The organism is Brevibacillus brevis, from assembly GCF_022026395.1.
Lineage (GTDB): Bacteria > Bacillota > Bacilli > Brevibacillales > Brevibacillaceae > Brevibacillus.
On the sequence record NZ_CP041767.1, the window covers coordinates 4,565,195 to 4,580,341 of the forward strand.

A 15,147-nucleotide genomic window follows, 5' to 3' on the forward strand; every position below is an offset into this window, starting at 1 on the left:
ATCGTGTATGATACGATTTGTAAACAGTTTCACGAACGATTCCTCCACAAAAACAAACAGAGCCAATGAATAAACATTCGCTCTGTTGTGTATCCTTTTTCTTTTCTCACACAGATGTGGATTTCGGTTGAGGCGTGTTCTTCTGTTTAAATTTTGCCCCCAGGAAGTTCGTCCCAATCACCCCGATAATAATCATCACTGCGCCAATGAGATGATAGTATGCCAGTTGTTCCTGCAAAAAGATAACGCCTGCCACGATGGTAACCAGCGTAGACAAATTGTTAAACACGCTGAGTTTGGATGCCTCCATCTTGGACAAGGCAAAGTTGGTCATAAATGACGTCATGAGCGAGGACAGTATCCCCAAAAATACAATCGAGATGATAAAGGCCGAGCTGGCGAAAGGGGCAAAATACGTGGATAAAGTCCCCTCTGCACCATGGCGAATAACTGACCAGCCGTTAAAAAACACAAATCCGAGTAACGCCACCATATACGTCATATCTATATAATGAAAGGACTTGGTCATTTTTCTCGCCAGAACACTATACCCCGCCAAAGAAAACGCGGATAACAGGATGAGAATGGTACCGATACTGCTCCCTGAGCCTGCGCTTACACCCAGCCCCTTCATTGCAAAAATGTACACGACACCTCCGACGGATAAAAGCGTGGACAGCTTTTGCAGCCACGTAGAAGACTCTCCCAAAAAGAATGCCGCCATGATCATGGTAAAAATCGGAACGGTTGCTTGAATAATCCCTGCTTCCGACGAAGTGGTATACACCAGTCCAAACGCCTGAAGGGTAAAGAACAGAATGGGGTACAGCATGGCGAGCGGTATAATCGTGAGCATGTCTTTTGGTTTGATGGACAGCTTGATCCACCCAAACACGATCGGGATGGATGCAGCGATAAATGCCACGGTAAAACGGTGTGCCAAAGTATCAACCGGATTGGTTACAGCAAGTGCCATTTTCAGAAACAAAAACGACAAGCCGGTAATCCCTGCATTCAGTAATGCCGCAAGAATCGCTTTTTGTTGGTCTTTCATCGCATGTATCTCTCCTACTGGGGACTTTTTACAGACGGCCGTCTTAGGTTAATAGTAATGGGGGAGCAATCGTGCTACAATGCAAAAAAGGAGTAACTGTACCGATACAAATTCGGGGGTAAGGGAAGGTTTCTAGATGCACAAATATTTGCAGCTTCAAAATGAACTTGAATCGTTGATTGAAAGCCTCTCCTATCGAGACGGAGACCGACTTCCCTCCATTCGGGAGCTCGCCTCTCGCTACCAATGCAGCAAGAGTACTGTTATCCGCACCTTGGATGAGCTCGAAAAGCGTCATCTCATCTACTCGGTCGACCGAAGTGGCTACTACGTCGTGAAAAAGCAAAGGAAGATACAACCCGCAGATACGTCGACAATCGATTTTGCGACCTCTGCTCCCGATCCTGACCTCTTTCCTTACATCGACTTTCAACATTGCATCAATAAAGCGATTGAAACCTATAAAAACGATCTTTTCATATACGGAACCACCCAAGGCTTGCCATCGCTCATTGCTGTCGTTGCCAAGCTGCTTGGGAATCATCAGGTTTTTACGGACCCGGGCAATATTTTCATTACCTCCGGTGTCCAACAAGCTCTATCCTTGCTATGCAGTCTTCCTTTTCCAAATGGCAAAGAAACGATTCTGATTGAGCAGCCCAGCTACCATCTTTTCATTGAAAGCTTGCAAGTACGCAAGCATCCTGTCGTCGGGATCAAGCGCACTGCCCAAGGAATCGATTTAGAAGAGCTGGAGTCTATTTTCCGCACGGGAGATATCAAGTTTTTCTACACGATGCCTCGCTATCATAGCCCGCTCGGTACGTCGTACAGCCGAAAGGATAAGCAGCGTATTGTGGAGCTTGCCCAGCAGTACGACGTCTATCTCGTGGAAGACGATTACATGGCAGACCTTGAGCATGACAGCAAAGCCGATCCCCTCTTTGCCTATGACCGTTTTTCTCGCACGATTTATGTAAAAAGCTATTCCAAGATTATTTTTCCCGGGCTCCGTCTGGGTGTAGCTGTTATACCGGATGTGCTAAAGGATTCCTTCAACCAACACAAACGACTCATGGATATCGACAGCTCCATGCTATCTCAAGCGGCGCTGGAAATTTACCTAAAAAGCGGAATGTTCGAGCGACACAAGCAAAAAATACGCAGTTCCTATCACCGGCGATCCAACCTGCTGATGGCGTCCTTGAACCATTTTGCGGCGAATGAAGACCATCTGTTCACCTTTCAGCCCCTTGCATACCCAGGGATTCATACGCACATTGTGTTGACCGATTCCATCCCGGTTCCTGCTGTTATCAGCCAGCTCAAAAAACGTTCGATCCTTGTGGATACTGCCGACAAAAATTATTTGGAGGGCTTTCCGCAAGAAAATATGTTGAAGCTGAATGTGTCCTATGCCAAGGAAGCAGTGATTGAGCAAGGGATTGACGTGTTGATGGATGTGTTACGTCGCATGCACCGTTAACCTATCCGCCTTAAGTCGTAGATCAAATCCGACGAGAGTGCGTTTTTGGACAACAACGAAATCTCGATAATGAAGCTATTGAGTGTATTCAAAAAAACCAAGGCGAACGTGAAGAATTGTTGAGTAACCAGAAAACGATCTACATCGTATTATCAGATAGATACAGGAACATGGTTTACCGTTGCATAGTAAGTGAATCCCAATTCAAAAAAATTCGTTCCAAAGTCAGCCAGTTTGAAGTAGAATCGCATCTATACACATAAAATTTACCTGGTACGATCCGACTCGATTGAGTTGATGACTGGCAGTTAACGATAGAATGACAAAGGAGAAATAGATGTTTCAGAACATTTTAGATTTCTTAATGGAATACGGCTATTTGGGAATGTTCATTCATTCTTTTGCAGACGCAGTCATCTTCCCCGTTCCTGCCTTCTTTCTTCAAGTGCCACTCAGCCTCGTTGATCCTTCGCAGGCATTGTGGATTGCAACGGTAGGCTACATTGCTTGTCTCATAGGGACTCCCGTCGGTTATTTAATCGGTAAAGTACTAGGCAAATCCGTTCTGTACAAAATCCTCAAAAAGGAATGGATTGACTCTGCAACAGAGATGTTTCAAAAGAAGGGCGAAGTCGCGATCTTCATCGGTTCGTTTACACCGATTCCGTTTAAAGTATTTACAATCATGTCGGGTTGCTTGAAATTCCCGTTGTGGAAGTTGATCGGGTATGCCGCAATTGGACGGGCTGTCAAATTTTACGCAGTCGGATTCTTGTTTTATTTTTACGGTAAAATGGCGGAAAATATGGTCCATAACGTTTCTCTCTATATCTTTCTCACCGTGGTGCCGCTCATCTTGATCGGGTTATGGGTGAAGAAAATCGTCGCCAAGCGCCGCCAGCTGAAAATGGAAAGTGCTGGCATCAGAAATGGCATCAATGAGAAAGTCATGAATGAATAAATAAGACGATTTCAAAAAGCAAAGAAACCCCGATCGGGGTTTCTTTTTTTACGACTGTTATCCTTTTTTCACACGAATTACATTGTCCTCGACATCAATGACCATAGCTGTCACATTGTCTTCTTCCATCACCAGGTCCGCAATGCCATCCTCGACGTATTGCTGAATCACGCGACGCAATGGACGTGCCCCAAAGGAAGGATTGTAGCCCAGCTCAGCCAGCTTTTCTTTTGCGGCATCTGTCACGCTGATCTCCATTCCTTGCTCAGACAGATTGCCCTTGACATCTTGCAGCAGCAGATCGACGATTTTGACCAAATCCTGTTTTTCCAGATGGGCAAAGGAGATGATCGAGTCGAAGCGGTTCAGGAACTCCGGCTTGAAGTACGCTCCCAGAGAATCCAGCACGGTGACAGGCTCAGGCGCCTGTGCTCCAAAGCCAACGGAGATTTTACGCTCGCTCACACCAGCATTGCTCGTCGCAATGATAACCGTCTCCTTAAAATTCACCGTACGGCCTTGACTGTCTGTCAGACGACCATCCTCCAGAATTTGCAGGAACATGTGCATCACGTCCGGGTGTGCTTTTTCAATCTCATCCAGCAGGATAATGCTGTACGGGTTGCGGCGTACGCGCTCTGTCAATTGACCTGCTTCTTCATGACCGACGTAGCCAGGAGGAGAACCGATCAATTTGGATACCGAGTGCTTCTCCATGTACTCGCTCATATCGAGGCGGATCATCGAATCGCGGGTACCAAACAGCTCCTCTGCCAGCGCTTTGGACAGCTCTGTTTTCCCTACGCCAGTCGGACCGACGAACAGGAAGGAAGCAATCGGTCTGTTTTTCGGTTTCAGGCCTGCACGACTGCGTCGAATCGCCTTCGCTACTTGTGTGACTGCCTCGGATTGACCAATAACTTTTGCTTCCAAATGGGCCGCCAGGTTCTTCATTTTCATCTGCTCATCACTTTGCAGCTTGGTTACCGGAATCCCGGTCTTTTGCTCGATCAAGGCTTGGATGTCTGTGACGTCAACCTGGACGCGTTGCTCCGTGCCTTCGATTTGATCCAGCTTCTCTAAAATACCCGCTTCCTCGTCTCTCAAACGGGCAGCTCGTTCGTATGCTTCTTGCTCCGTCGCTTCTTTTTTCTCCTGATTGATTTGCGCCAGCCGCTCATGCAGCTCTGTCGTATCAACCGTTGAGGATCTCAGATTCAAGCGCGAGCCCACTTCATCCATGAGATCAATCGCCTTGTCAGGCAAGAATCGATCCTGGATGTAACGATGGGAGTATTCCACGGAGGCACGGATGACATCATCCGAGTAAGCGACTTGGTGGAATGCTTCGTATTTCGGACGCAATCCTTTTAAAATCTCGATGGCTTGTTCTACGGTTGGTTCTTTGACCATAACTGGCTGCAGGCGGCGCTCCAGAGCAGCGTCTTTTTCAATGACGCGATACTCTTTTAGCGTAGTTGCCCCAATCAATTGCAACTCACCGCGAGCCAGTGCAGGCTTCAGGATGTTCCCTGCATCCATGGAGCCTTCCGCAGAGCCTGCTCCCACCAAGAGATGAATCTCATCCACAAACAGGATGACGTTTTTGCGTTTCTGCAGCTCGGCAATTACTTGCTTCATTTTTTCCTCGAACTGTCCACGTATTCCCGTCCCTGCCACCAGAGAGGCGACATCTAAAATGTACACCTGCTTGTTTTTCAACTTGGTCGGTACTTGCCCTTCCGTAATGCGCAGAGCGAGGCCTTCCGCAATCGCCGTCTTCCCGACGCCTGGCTCCCCGATCAGAACTGGATTGTTTTTGTTACGTCGGTTCAAAATCTCAATCACACGCTCGATTTCTTGTTCGCGTCCAATCACAGGGTCAATCAGTCCGGCACGTGCCGCATCGTTTAGATTACGGCCCAGGTCATCGAGGATGCCTCCACCGCGCTCTGGTGATTGTTGCTGCGGTTGGCCTGAAGACTTGCCTGGATTCACCCGACCTTGGGCAAAGCCTTGCAGGAACTCATCCAGTCCAGAGAAGGAGGAGAAAGGACTAAAGCCCATGCCCACTCCCATTTTATTAGTTAGCTTTGTTTTGCAATCCTGGCACAGATCGTACTTTTGTTGCTGATTTTGTACACGTATATGAACAGTCACAGTTGCTTCACGTTGTTTGCAGATTTCACAATGCATATTCAATCCCCCCAAAAGCTTTGTTTTGGAATTCAGAAGATCTTTGACCTTTTCTGACCTTCGTTGACTTTATTATAGTTTGACCTTCTTTGACTTTCAAGAGGGATTGTATGGTTTTTTAAACTTTGCTCTTTTTCAGGTAGGGAACGATTGAAAGTAACCCGATTACAGCTAAACAAGCACCTACCCACAATGGTGAAACAAGTCCATAGCCACTGCTGATTCCGATCCCACCTAAAGAAGAACCAATGGCAACTCCCAATGTAATAAAGGAAGTATGTACCGTGTTTACCATCGTCCCACTGCCTGCTGTTTTCATAACGCGTGCAATCATGGCCGGATTCATCGCTACGCCCGTCAACCCAATCAGAACAATGGACAGCACTGCGATCCATTTATTTTCGGCACCTACCGCAAACAGAACCAATGCCCCTAGGAGTATGCTTATTCCCGTTACAAGGATTCGCATGGTAAAACGATCGGCAAGTCTGCCAATCACGCTATTTCCGATCACGGTCGCGATACCGTAAAGGGCAAGCAAATACGGGATACTCGCATCCGAAAATGCCGTTACACCGGTAAGAATCGGAGTAAAATAACTAAACGCTGCGAACGTACCACCAATGATCAGCATACTCGTTGCATACGCGGCCCAAAGGTGTGGATTTTGAAAACTGGCAAGCTCATCCTTTCCATTCATCTGGTCTCTTTGTGCAGAGGAAGGGAGCATCCATTGAATCAAGATCCCTGATAATAATACGGCTACCGCAACAGCCCAAAAGCTCATTCTCCAGCCGAAATATTGTGCAATCACGGTTGTCAGAGGGAGCCCGATGACAGTAGCAATCATTAAGCCTGCCAAGACAATCGAAGCAGCCTTTCCCCGTGAATGAGGGGGAACCAAGCTGGCTGAAATACTGACGGAGATACCAAACGCTGCGGATGAAGCGATACCCGTTAGGATACGAGCAAGCATCATCGACTCGTAATTCCAAGCTATTGCCCCTAACGCTTGACCAATAAAGAAGACGGCAACCAAAGAAAGCAGCGCTTGTTTTCGGCGAATATGCAAGAGAGTTGCTGTCAGGACGGGACCTCCTATCACCATTGCCCCCGCATACGCCGTAATGAAATACCCGATGGATGGGATCGACACGCCAAAATCATCGGCAAGTTCATTCATCATCCCAGCCACCATAAATTCAGAAGTCGTCATCGCAAAAATCGCTACCGCTAACAAATAAATAATCGACGGCATTAAGGAACACTCCTTATCTAATTATTGTAACAATCGGTACAAAAATCACTCAAAAAAAGAGCGCATTACGCGCCGAAGATAGATTCTATCGTGCCATTCATGATTTGTTCAGCCAATGTCCGATTCTGTGTGGATGTATTCAACACACGAAAGCCGTAGTAACTGCTTAAAAATAAGCTTGCCAAATCCACCGCAGATCGTTTTTTGGAGATTTCGCCCGTTCGCAAGCCTTCCTCCATCACTTTTTCCATGGTCTGCTTCAGAAGTTCAACATGTCTGGAGACAATTTCTTCAATCTTGGGATCTTCTTTTGCCCGTTCCAATCCCGCATTGATCAGCAAACACCCCTTTGGATTCGTAGATTCAAAGTCTTCCACCAATGCCCAAGCCAAAAAATTTTGCAACCGTTCTTTCACAGAACCCGGACTCTCCAATAATGCCCGCTGTTCACGAAGCCCGGTATCGTGATAGTGTTCCACCACTGCGAGATACAGGTCCTGTTTGCTGCCAAACGTATTGTACAAGCTGCCTTTCCCCAGTCCAGTATCACTGCATAAATCATGTGTAGAACAACCATTGTAGCCTTTTGACCAAAATGTTTTCATAGCCACATCTACGATGGACGCGTAATCAAAATCACGAGGTCTGCCGCGTTTGCTCACCGGAATCCTCCTTTCGTTTCCAACTGTTATGGAAATCTTACACATTATGTACCGCTCGGTCAACAAATGAACTATCCGCAACTGTAACTACGCATAAAGAAAAAACCTATTTTGAAAATCATTTCTCAAAATAGGCTTGCTCATTGATTATATTCTCTCTAAATCAGTTACTGTTTTTTCGTTTACTTGATCTCCAGTATTCAGCGTCGACTTTGGTTCAAGCAATAATACATGAACCTCTTCCTCTGCAACTGGCATATGCTCTACCCCTTTTGGAACAATGACAAATTCCCCTTCGTTTAACCAAATATCTTTATCCCGAAACTTGATAAGCAGTTTCCCTTTCACTACTAAAAACATTTCATCCTCATTTTCATGCTGATGCCAGACAAACTCTCCTTTTAATTTGACTAGCTTTACATAGGAGTCATTGATTTCTCCTGCAATTTTGGGACTCCAATGCTCATGGAATAACGAAAATTTTTCAGCTAAATTGACCTTTTCCACCATTTTCCCCTCCATTAAAAAGAGTATGCCTGTACTTCATCAACAGTAGGCAGGGATGGCTGCGCACCATTCCTTGTAACGACAATCGCTGCGACTTTGCTGGCGAAAGTGGCCGCTTCGGTTTCGGTCATTCCTTGTGTGATCCCAACCGCAAAAGCTGCCGTAAATGAATCGCCTGCCGCAGTTGTATCCACTGGCTCTACGCGGAAAGCAGGGATATGGGTCGCCTTATCGGCGGTGACTAAGAGAGCGCCCTTTTCCCCCAACGTCACGATGACGCGCTTTGGTCCACCAGACAAAAGCTTTTTGGCAGCAGCATGCACTTCGTCTATCGTGGATACAGGCATTCCTGTGAGAATAGAAAGCTCTGTTTCATTTGGGGTTAAGGTATGTACATGAGTTAATAGCTCGCTGGATAGCTTGCGTGCAGGTGCCGGATTTAAAATGACCAGCTTGCCGAGTCGAGCCGCCTCTTTGACTGTATATTCCACGACAGGCATCGGGATTTCCAATTGGAGCAATACGACGTCGCTGTCCTTTAAAATAGACAAATGGTCTGCAATATGCTCTGTGCTGACGAGCGCATTCGCTCCTGGAACAAGCACGATGTTATTTTCCCCATCGTCACTTACATTGATAAAAGCCATGCCTGTCGTACCTGAGCATTTGATCCCCTCTATGTGAACGTGCGCATCTGTTAGCCCTCCCAGCATAACTCGGCCGTTCTCATCCTCTCCTACCATTCCAATCATGGAGACATGCCCACCCAGGCGAGACGCTGCTACCGCCTGATTCGCTCCCTTTCCACCCGGGATCAGCTCGAAGTGATGGCTTGCGATCGTTTCTCCTGCTTTGGGTAAATGATGTACATGGGTTACGAGATCCATATTGATGCTTCCTACTACTGCGATTTTCACGACGAGCCCTCCTAGCTAATCTCGAACATGATGATTCGGTCGGTTACAAAATAGTGCTTTTCATTCAAGAAGTCAACGTATTTTCTCGGGATTGTTCCTAAGACTTGGAGCATAGCTCATCTATTCGATATAATGAACCAATCTTCTATCATCCGGAGGTAACCAGATGGAGCCGATTATCCAACATCCTTGGAACATTGATGAGCAAGAGGCCATCAACTTACAACGACAGCTAGCCCAGCAAGTAAAAAAAGAAGATCAACTCGCGGACGTACGCTTTATCGCCGGGGTAGATGTCGCTTATCATGCCGAGTCTGATTTGTTAGTTGCTGGTGTCTTGATCCTCGACGCCACTTCCCTGCAAGTCGTCGAGTCTGTCGTCATTCAAGACACCGTCGAATTCCCGTATATTCCCGGCTTATTCTCTTTTCGAGAGCTGCCTCCGTTGGTACGTGCATTCAAGGGGCTCAAAACAACACCACAGCTCGTCGTCTGCGATGGGCAAGGAATCGCTCACCCGCGAAGATTCGGACTCGCCAGTCATTTGGGCGTCCTGTTTGACATTCCTACCATTGGTTGTGGAAAAACGAGACTGCTAGGAGAATACGAAGAACCAGCACAGGTAAGAGGTGCGTATTCCCCTTTGCTCGATCAGGGTGAAATCATCGGCGGAGTCTTGCGCACACAACCGAATATCAAACCGATATTCGTCTCAATCGGGCACGGAATCTCTTTGCCAACCGCATGCGCATGGATCACCACGCTCTCACCCAAATATCGTTTGCCCGAAACCACACGCCAAGCGGATCAACTCGTGAATAAAGTATCAGCGGAGTTAAATAGCAGCCGCTAATGGAGTGTCGGCCATACATTCACATCGTGCTCGTCCAGAACTGCTTCAATCTGATCTCCTTGGAAAACGACAATGTAGCCTCGTGGCAGAGCCATCGCCTGCAAAAGAGAGGGACGTAGCTCTAGCAGTTGGTAAACGTAGTATGACTTTAGCTGGTCACTGTCTACTTCGCCTTCCACAGGCCCAAGATACCACCCGGAGTCACCTTTTCGAACATCCTCTGCACGCTGCAAATAGACGTGTTCTTGTTCAAATGCACCTTTTGCCACCACAATTTTATCTTGGAACAAAGCAGCTTCCCCTTCTGCTCGCACCGTTTGCAAGCAGTTGTTTTGCGCCATTTGCACGACCAAGGACACAGTCAGGTCAGAAGTTGTTTCGGAAAAAGGGTTCGCCCCGTAGTCGGGTGCCATGATCTCCATACACCCATCCCGTTCGAAAACCAGCAGGATGGTCCATCCTACCTGAATTTTCGCACCGTTCTTGATCGGACCCATCTCGTCTTCTACATCAGAGAATACGTCCAACAGAAAGTCTGCTTGCTTCACCAAAAAATCTTGGCAGGTCACGACAAATGTACGGTTATGAATCTGTTTGGAGCGTTGGCAGAGTCGGGTCTCTTTCTCAACTGACATGTACCTCTCCCTTTCTGCATGATCGGAATTGCTACTATCTTCAGGATAACACGAATAGGAGAAAACCTCCGTGTAAAAAAACAAGGCATGTTCCTCCTCGGTGATTCGAGTTGGAATATGCCTTGTAGTTGCCTTTGTATCGTCCCTTATTGCCCTTCCATGCCGATTAAAATAAACGTGATAATTGCGGTTATCGTACCAAATACGAAATATAAACCAAAAAGAATCGCCATTAACAACAAGCCGGCTTTTGCCCAGTTTTTACGATTCAGATTCCCATCTGAACCAAAAGCCCACACAAATAACAAAACAATATTCGCGATCGGAATCATCATGAACAACGAGACGATTATCCAATCTTTCATCGTCATGACCTTTTCGTTTTCCGCTACGCTTCCTTCCACATGCGTTTGGTGATCCATTCTATACCCTCCAGATTTTTTGCCAATCCACCGTTCTCGCTATTGTTCAACCGATGCTCCAATGAATGCCAAGATCAGAATAAAAAAGAATACGCATAAGTACAACCCGATGCAAACGCCCATAATCAGCAAGTTCGCTTTTGCCCAGTTCTTTCTGTTTAGATTGCCTTCACTGCCAAATGCCCAAACGAAATACATCACGAGATTGACCACGGGCACCATCATAATTAAAAAAGTAATCAACCATTCCTTGACCGACATGACCCGCTCATTTTCAGGCACGCTCACTTGCATTTGCTGTTGATGTTGCTGCTGTTCCAATTGGAAACCTCCCTGTTCTGTCATGATCAAACGTTCTCTACCCGCAGCGTGCGAATCAGCGCATGGGCCAAAGGCTGCCACACGAGCACTTCCTCAGACTCAAAATGAAAACTCCCGAGAAGTGCCCGCCCGTTTACTGATGTCGCGAACAAGATTTGATAGTAGGTTTTGTCCTCGACCGGGATAATGAATTCGCTGCAGGCAACTCTGCATCCATTCAGCTCGATCAGCTCATGATGTACAACCTGCAAGCCTGCCTGCGCCTTTTTGACTTGTGCTGTCATCGCCTGCACAAACGTTTCCACGCCGCTCATCGGCAACGGATGTGCCATATGATTCATGCCAAGCATGACCGCGCTCTCTTCCTCTTTATAGGAAATCTGCTCGTGCTGAGAATTCCCTGCGCTATTTGACCCGCGTCCCCTCGGTATGAACTGCATCGATCGGGGCAGCTGAATGCCAAGCTGCCCGTCAAAGAGGATATTCTCCGCGAATTCGAACCTGCGTCCTTCGTACTCCAGGCAGCCTTTTCGCACGCCATCCAGACACTCGGCAAGCGTCAATTTCACCTGCTGTTCTTCCATTTCAGCGAGTTGACGCCGTGCCTGGATACTGTTCCATACATCCAAAATCTTTTCATCCCAGTAGATCGTCATAGCTCCCTCCGCAGTGCCTGCTCTACTTTTTGCAAAACAAATCCGTTCAAGCTTCTGCGAAGGAAGCTTTCCGCAGCATCCAGACTCACCACGATATACGGCTCCAAGATCCCTTGAACTTTAAAGAAATGATGTGCCTTTATCTTATCGGTATCTAATACAAGTCTCTTTACCGTTCCATTCAAATGAAACGCAGTCTCCATGGAAAGGCAATCTACAGCAGGTACTTGCATGACCCAGTAGACGTTTCGCAGGTTGGTTTCACTGTCAATCAAATCGACGCGCTTCCATTGTACGCTCGGATTGTATTTGGCAGTAATGGTTTTCATCCGCTCCGAAATCATCGGCAGTGGCTTTTCCAACCAATCTGTGTAGGCGTGGGTACCATCCGCGTTGACCTCAAGAACGGATATCGGCGGGAGTTGCTCGAAGGTGTTTTCCTTTTGCAGCCCCAGACCCGCTGGTACAACCTTTTGAGCGATTCGACTGTCATCTGCTAGCAAATAATAATCGCGCATGTCATCCCGCCTCCTTTATTCCGTTTTCCACTCAATCTGCTGCATCTGTGCTTCACTCAATGCAAAACGCCCACGATCCTTTTCGAAAAAAACGGTATTTTGCATATTCGCTCCATGAAAATTCGCATGATACAGACGAGAATGGCGAAAATCCGCTCCTTGCAAATCAGCATAGGCAAATTGGACACCGAGTAAGCCCGGTACACGATGCAGCTCGTCCGCACTGACTCCTTGTCCTTCGGCATAAGAGAAGATGGCTCCACTCAAGTCAGCATGACGAAAATCGGCATCACAAAGAAGCGAATGACTGAAATCTGTGCGTTGAAGCTTGCTCTTTACCCATCTTGTTCCGAATAGGACACACTCACGGAACTGACTGTCTGCAAAATTACTGCCGCTAAAATCGCAATAGCGCAAATCTAATGCTTCTACCATGCTTCGCGGCAAATCCATGTAGGCGAATGTTTCATGGGTGCAAAACGTTCCTTTCGGTTGCCCAAGCAAGCTTCTACTCTCCTTCTCCTCCCGCTTGTTCCGCTCATCTACGTACACCACTTCACTGATGTCTTTGAATTCCCCCACTCGTATGTACAGACGATCTGCTTTCCTAATCTGTTGGTACTCAGGCAGCTTAATGAGCTCCGGAATCGCTACTCGGGCAAGCGCTGTGACAAACTGACCGAATAGCTCCATTTCCTTTAGCACCATATACTCCACATCAGCAGCGTGTATGATCCCCATGTACATTTTTCGGCGTTCGTCCAGTAGCGAAATGAGCTTGGAAGCCTCTTGCAAAGCCCATGCAGAATTGTAACGTGCATAGCATTCCACTGGCTCCCAGTACCATTGCTCCGTATAAGCCTCTATCAAAAGTGTGTACGTGCCATCCAATACGGTTGTCCGCAGCAATGAGTAGTGAATAAAACCGACAGGGGGTAGCTCCTCGTTGCTCTGCATGAACTCAATATGCAGAAGCATTTGCCGAAAAGACTCCACGAACTCCCGGACGAGCTGTTCCTTGTTTTGCTGGAAATAGCGCTCGGTTGCGGCTATGCTTTCAGCCAGTGCTGGCCGGAAGGTGTTATCGTTCAAATGCTGGAGCGCTTCCTCTTTCTTCATCGATGCAAGTGCCCCCTAGTTCATCTTGATTTCCGAACCTTTCAGCTCGATCTTGTCTTCCAGTTTGATCGTATTTCCTTTTCCACTCAGCTCTATTTTATCGGCACTAATATGAAGAGAAGCAGCTGATAGCTTCATGTCCTTATCCGCCGTTATATTCACGTTCTGGCTACTCTTGATATCGATTCCACTCGTATCACTAATCGTGATCGACATATCTCCTGTCGTGATCACAATTTTATCAGGAGCCAGCACGATTTCCTTGCCATATTTGGTACGAAACGTCTTTACAGCAGGGTCCTTCATCCGGTCTCCACCACCACCTCCACCTGCATTGCTTTTCGGTGTGGCTTTCTTTTTGGGAGATGGCTTGTCATCGTCTGGGATTTCCTTGAGAACAGAGCTGATCGCGATACCGTCCTCTTCTTTTTTGCTCGGGAAATAAATCCGAATCTGGTCGTTCAGCTCTGGCATGACGTACCATCCGGTTTGATCCTCGGAGGCATAAATGGTGGAGTAAGGGAACCAGTATGCCGTACTCTGATCCTGCTGATCATCCATGTCCAGCTTGGCCCGCACATTGTCCTTCTGGACTTGCAGCACCCGGCCTTGGATGGACGCCCCGATGATCGCATGGTTATACTGTTTTTTACGCGCCAGACCTAGCCGCGGATAAAGCTTGTATGTGTGCGTGACAATGCCTCCCTTCATCTCTGTGACCGCTTCTCCGACGACAAGTGGTCTGGATTTGAAATTCACCTCATTGCCTACCTCCAGCACTCGTTCGCTTTGCACTTCATACACGGTATAGTCCTGGTCATCGATTCCCGGAACCTTGTTCTCCGCATCACTCTGATAATCCCCGACACGCTTGTGCACCGTATAATGACTAACGGCCAGCTTTCCTTTATCTTGACCTTTTGGCAAACCGAAATAAAACTTGGGAATGTCAAAAGCCGTTGTCGGGATCAAACCTGTATAAAAACGCGATGCCATCCTCTTCAGAAACTGCCAATCGGTTTCCTCATACTGCATCACAAAAGTATTCAAAGCTTTGCCGTTCGTAACTGAGTCAATAAAGTCAGCTTTTCCGTACCCGGACAGCACCGTTTTCACGAGCCCCGCATAAGTCATCGCCGGGTTTTGAAACGAACGCTTTCTCGTTTTGACATCCAACAAATACGTATGAGAAATAGCCTCCAGCGACAAGTAATAAATATCGCGAACCGCTTTGACATGGACGCGCAAAACGATGCCCTGGAACCATGTTTTCGGCTTGCCCGATTCATCAGCCAGTGCCACGCTGATCAGTGTTTGCGCATTTGTCTGGTTCACGTAGCTATCTTTTCGCTCTTCAGAAATGATCCCCGTGAGTGTCAGTCGTGCATGCTCGTTCATCTTTTTCACGACTTTCATCGTTTGCAAATGCGTAAACTCATAGGGCGAAACTTGTATATCTCCATAAGTGAGTGTTCGATTGCTCATGGTATCCCCTCCCTGCCAGATGAATCCCCCTCCTCCGATGCTCCTAGGGAAATGGATTCACCTTTCCAAATAAGACCATTATTTTACATACAATCTT

General features: G+C 47.2%; 16 protein-coding genes. 3 read left to right on the forward strand and 13 right to left on the reverse strand.

What is annotated here, in order from left to right:
* Positions 1 to 106: 106 nt before the first annotated feature.
* On the reverse strand, positions 107 to 1,054 hold the full coding sequence (locus FO446_RS21675) for a DMT family transporter (protein ID WP_237899011.1): 948 nt from the start codon (positions 1,052 to 1,054) through the stop codon (positions 107 to 109).
* A gap of 136 nt (positions 1,055 to 1,190) precedes the next feature.
* Here FO446_RS21675 and FO446_RS21680 point away from each other — a divergent pair, with 136 nt between their 5' ends.
* Positions 1,191 to 2,540: an aminotransferase-like domain-containing protein gene (locus FO446_RS21680; protein WP_173610777.1), complete on the forward strand. Its 1,350-nt coding sequence runs from the start codon at positions 1,191 to 1,193 to the stop codon at positions 2,538 to 2,540.
* Positions 2,541 to 2,877: 337 nt separating this feature from the next.
* A complete protein-coding gene (locus tag FO446_RS21685) occupies positions 2,878 to 3,501 on the forward strand; it encodes a YqaA family protein (protein ID WP_232774318.1) in 624 nt (207 codons plus the stop codon).
* Between the two features lie 57 nt (positions 3,502 to 3,558).
* Here the strand turns inward: FO446_RS21685 and FO446_RS21690 are convergent, their stop codons facing one another.
* The 5 genes from FO446_RS21690 to rbsK form a co-directional block, all read right to left on the reverse strand.
* A complete protein-coding gene (locus FO446_RS21690) occupies positions 3,559 to 5,697 on the reverse strand; it encodes an ATP-dependent Clp protease ATP-binding subunit (RefSeq protein ID WP_221868033.1) in 2,139 nt (712 codons plus the stop codon).
* A gap of 118 nt (positions 5,698 to 5,815) precedes the next feature.
* Positions 5,816 to 6,955: an MFS transporter gene (locus FO446_RS21695; protein ID WP_221868032.1), complete on the reverse strand. Its 1,140-nt coding sequence runs from the start codon at positions 6,953 to 6,955 to the stop codon at positions 5,816 to 5,818.
* Positions 6,956 to 7,020: 65 nt separating this feature from the next.
* Positions 7,021 to 7,617 (reverse strand): TetR/AcrR family transcriptional regulator, encoded by a 597-nt coding sequence (locus tag FO446_RS21700; protein ID WP_173610773.1) that lies wholly within the window; start codon positions 7,615 to 7,617, stop codon positions 7,021 to 7,023.
* Between the two features lie 147 nt (positions 7,618 to 7,764).
* On the reverse strand, positions 7,765 to 8,127 hold the full coding sequence (locus FO446_RS21705; protein ID WP_237899012.1) for a cupin domain-containing protein: 363 nt from the start codon (positions 8,125 to 8,127) through the stop codon (positions 7,765 to 7,767).
* Between the two features lie 11 nt (positions 8,128 to 8,138).
* A complete protein-coding gene (gene rbsK / locus FO446_RS21710) occupies positions 8,139 to 9,041 on the reverse strand; it encodes a ribokinase (RefSeq protein WP_237899014.1) in 903 nt (300 codons plus the stop codon).
* A gap of 166 nt (positions 9,042 to 9,207) precedes the next feature.
* On the opposite strand from rbsK, the gene nfi reads away from it, so the two are divergent.
* Positions 9,208 to 9,894: a deoxyribonuclease V gene (gene nfi, locus FO446_RS21715; RefSeq protein ID WP_173610771.1), complete on the forward strand. Its 687-nt coding sequence runs from the start codon at positions 9,208 to 9,210 to the stop codon at positions 9,892 to 9,894.
* On the opposite strand, the gene FO446_RS21720 is transcribed toward nfi, so the two are convergent.
* The 7 genes from FO446_RS21720 to FO446_RS21750 form a co-directional block, all read right to left on the reverse strand.
* On the reverse strand, positions 9,891 to 10,529 hold the full coding sequence (locus FO446_RS21720) for an immunity protein Imm33 domain-containing protein (RefSeq protein ID WP_173610770.1): 639 nt from the start codon (positions 10,527 to 10,529) through the stop codon (positions 9,891 to 9,893). The genes nfi and FO446_RS21720 overlap by 4 nt on opposite strands.
* 146 nt (positions 10,530 to 10,675) lie before the next feature.
* Complete coding sequence (locus tag FO446_RS21725; protein ID WP_173610769.1) at positions 10,676 to 10,951, reverse strand: hypothetical protein; 276 nt, start codon at positions 10,949 to 10,951, stop codon at positions 10,676 to 10,678.
* A gap of 39 nt (positions 10,952 to 10,990) precedes the next feature.
* Positions 10,991 to 11,272, reverse strand: a complete 282-nt coding sequence (locus FO446_RS21730) for a hypothetical protein (protein WP_229088133.1) — start codon at positions 11,270 to 11,272, stop codon at positions 10,991 to 10,993.
* Positions 11,273 to 11,298: 26 nt separating this feature from the next.
* Positions 11,299 to 11,928 (reverse strand): hypothetical protein, encoded by a 630-nt coding sequence (locus FO446_RS21735; protein WP_173610767.1) that lies wholly within the window; start codon positions 11,926 to 11,928, stop codon positions 11,299 to 11,301.
* Complete coding sequence (locus FO446_RS21740; RefSeq protein ID WP_173610766.1) at positions 11,925 to 12,446, reverse strand: imm11 family protein; 522 nt, start codon at positions 12,444 to 12,446, stop codon at positions 11,925 to 11,927. Before FO446_RS21740 ends, FO446_RS21735 begins: the two co-directional genes overlap by 4 nt.
* A 15-nt stretch (positions 12,447 to 12,461) precedes the next feature.
* Positions 12,462 to 13,565: a pentapeptide repeat-containing protein gene (locus tag FO446_RS21745; RefSeq protein WP_173610765.1), complete on the reverse strand. Its 1,104-nt coding sequence runs from the start codon at positions 13,563 to 13,565 to the stop codon at positions 12,462 to 12,464.
* 15 nt (positions 13,566 to 13,580) lie between these two features.
* The gene (locus tag FO446_RS21750; protein ID WP_237899015.1) at positions 13,581 to 15,050 is read right to left on the reverse strand and encodes a contractile injection system protein, VgrG/Pvc8 family; all 1,470 of its coding nucleotides are present in this window, start codon (positions 15,048 to 15,050) and stop codon (positions 13,581 to 13,583) included.
* Positions 15,051 to 15,147: the final 97 nt, after the last annotated feature.

Bases quoted from the DNA above. Each gene is read 5' to 3' on its own strand.
- FO446_RS21735 (WP_173610767.1), bottom strand. From the start codon at position 11,928: ATGACGATCTACTGGGATGAAAAGATTTTGGATGTATGGAACAGTATC.
- FO446_RS21725 (WP_173610769.1), bottom strand. From the start codon at position 10,951: ATGGATCACCAAACGCATGTGGAAGGAAGCGTAGCGGAAAACGAAAAG.
- FO446_RS21705 (WP_237899012.1), bottom strand. From the start codon at position 8,127: ATGGTGGAAAAGGTCAATTTAGCTGAAAAATTTTCGTTATTCCATGAG.
- FO446_RS21680 (WP_173610777.1), top strand. From the start codon at position 1,191: ATGCACAAATATTTGCAGCTTCAAAATGAACTTGAATCGTTGATTGAA.
- FO446_RS21675 (WP_237899011.1), bottom strand. From the start codon at position 1,054: ATGAAAGACCAACAAAAAGCGATTCTTGCGGCATTACTGAATGCAGGG.
- FO446_RS21740 (WP_173610766.1), bottom strand. From the start codon at position 12,446: ATGCGCGATTATTATTTGCTAGCAGATGACAGTCGAATCGCTCAAAAG.
- FO446_RS21720 (WP_173610770.1), bottom strand. From the start codon at position 10,529: ATGTCAGTTGAGAAAGAGACCCGACTCTGCCAACGCTCCAAACAGATT.
- FO446_RS21685 (WP_232774318.1), top strand. From the start codon at position 2,878: ATGTTTCAGAACATTTTAGATTTCTTAATGGAATACGGCTATTTGGGA.
- nfi (WP_173610771.1), top strand. From the start codon at position 9,208: ATGGAGCCGATTATCCAACATCCTTGGAACATTGATGAGCAAGAGGCC.
- FO446_RS21690 (WP_221868033.1), bottom strand. From the start codon at position 5,697: ATGCATTGTGAAATCTGCAAACAACGTGAAGCAACTGTGACTGTTCAT.
- FO446_RS21750 (WP_237899015.1), bottom strand. From the start codon at position 15,050: ATGAGCAATCGAACACTCACTTATGGAGATATACAAGTTTCGCCCTAT.
- FO446_RS21745 (WP_173610765.1), bottom strand. From the start codon at position 13,565: ATGAAGAAAGAGGAAGCGCTCCAGCATTTGAACGATAACACCTTCCGG.
- FO446_RS21695 (WP_221868032.1), bottom strand. From the start codon at position 6,955: ATGCCGTCGATTATTTATTTGTTAGCGGTAGCGATTTTTGCGATGACG.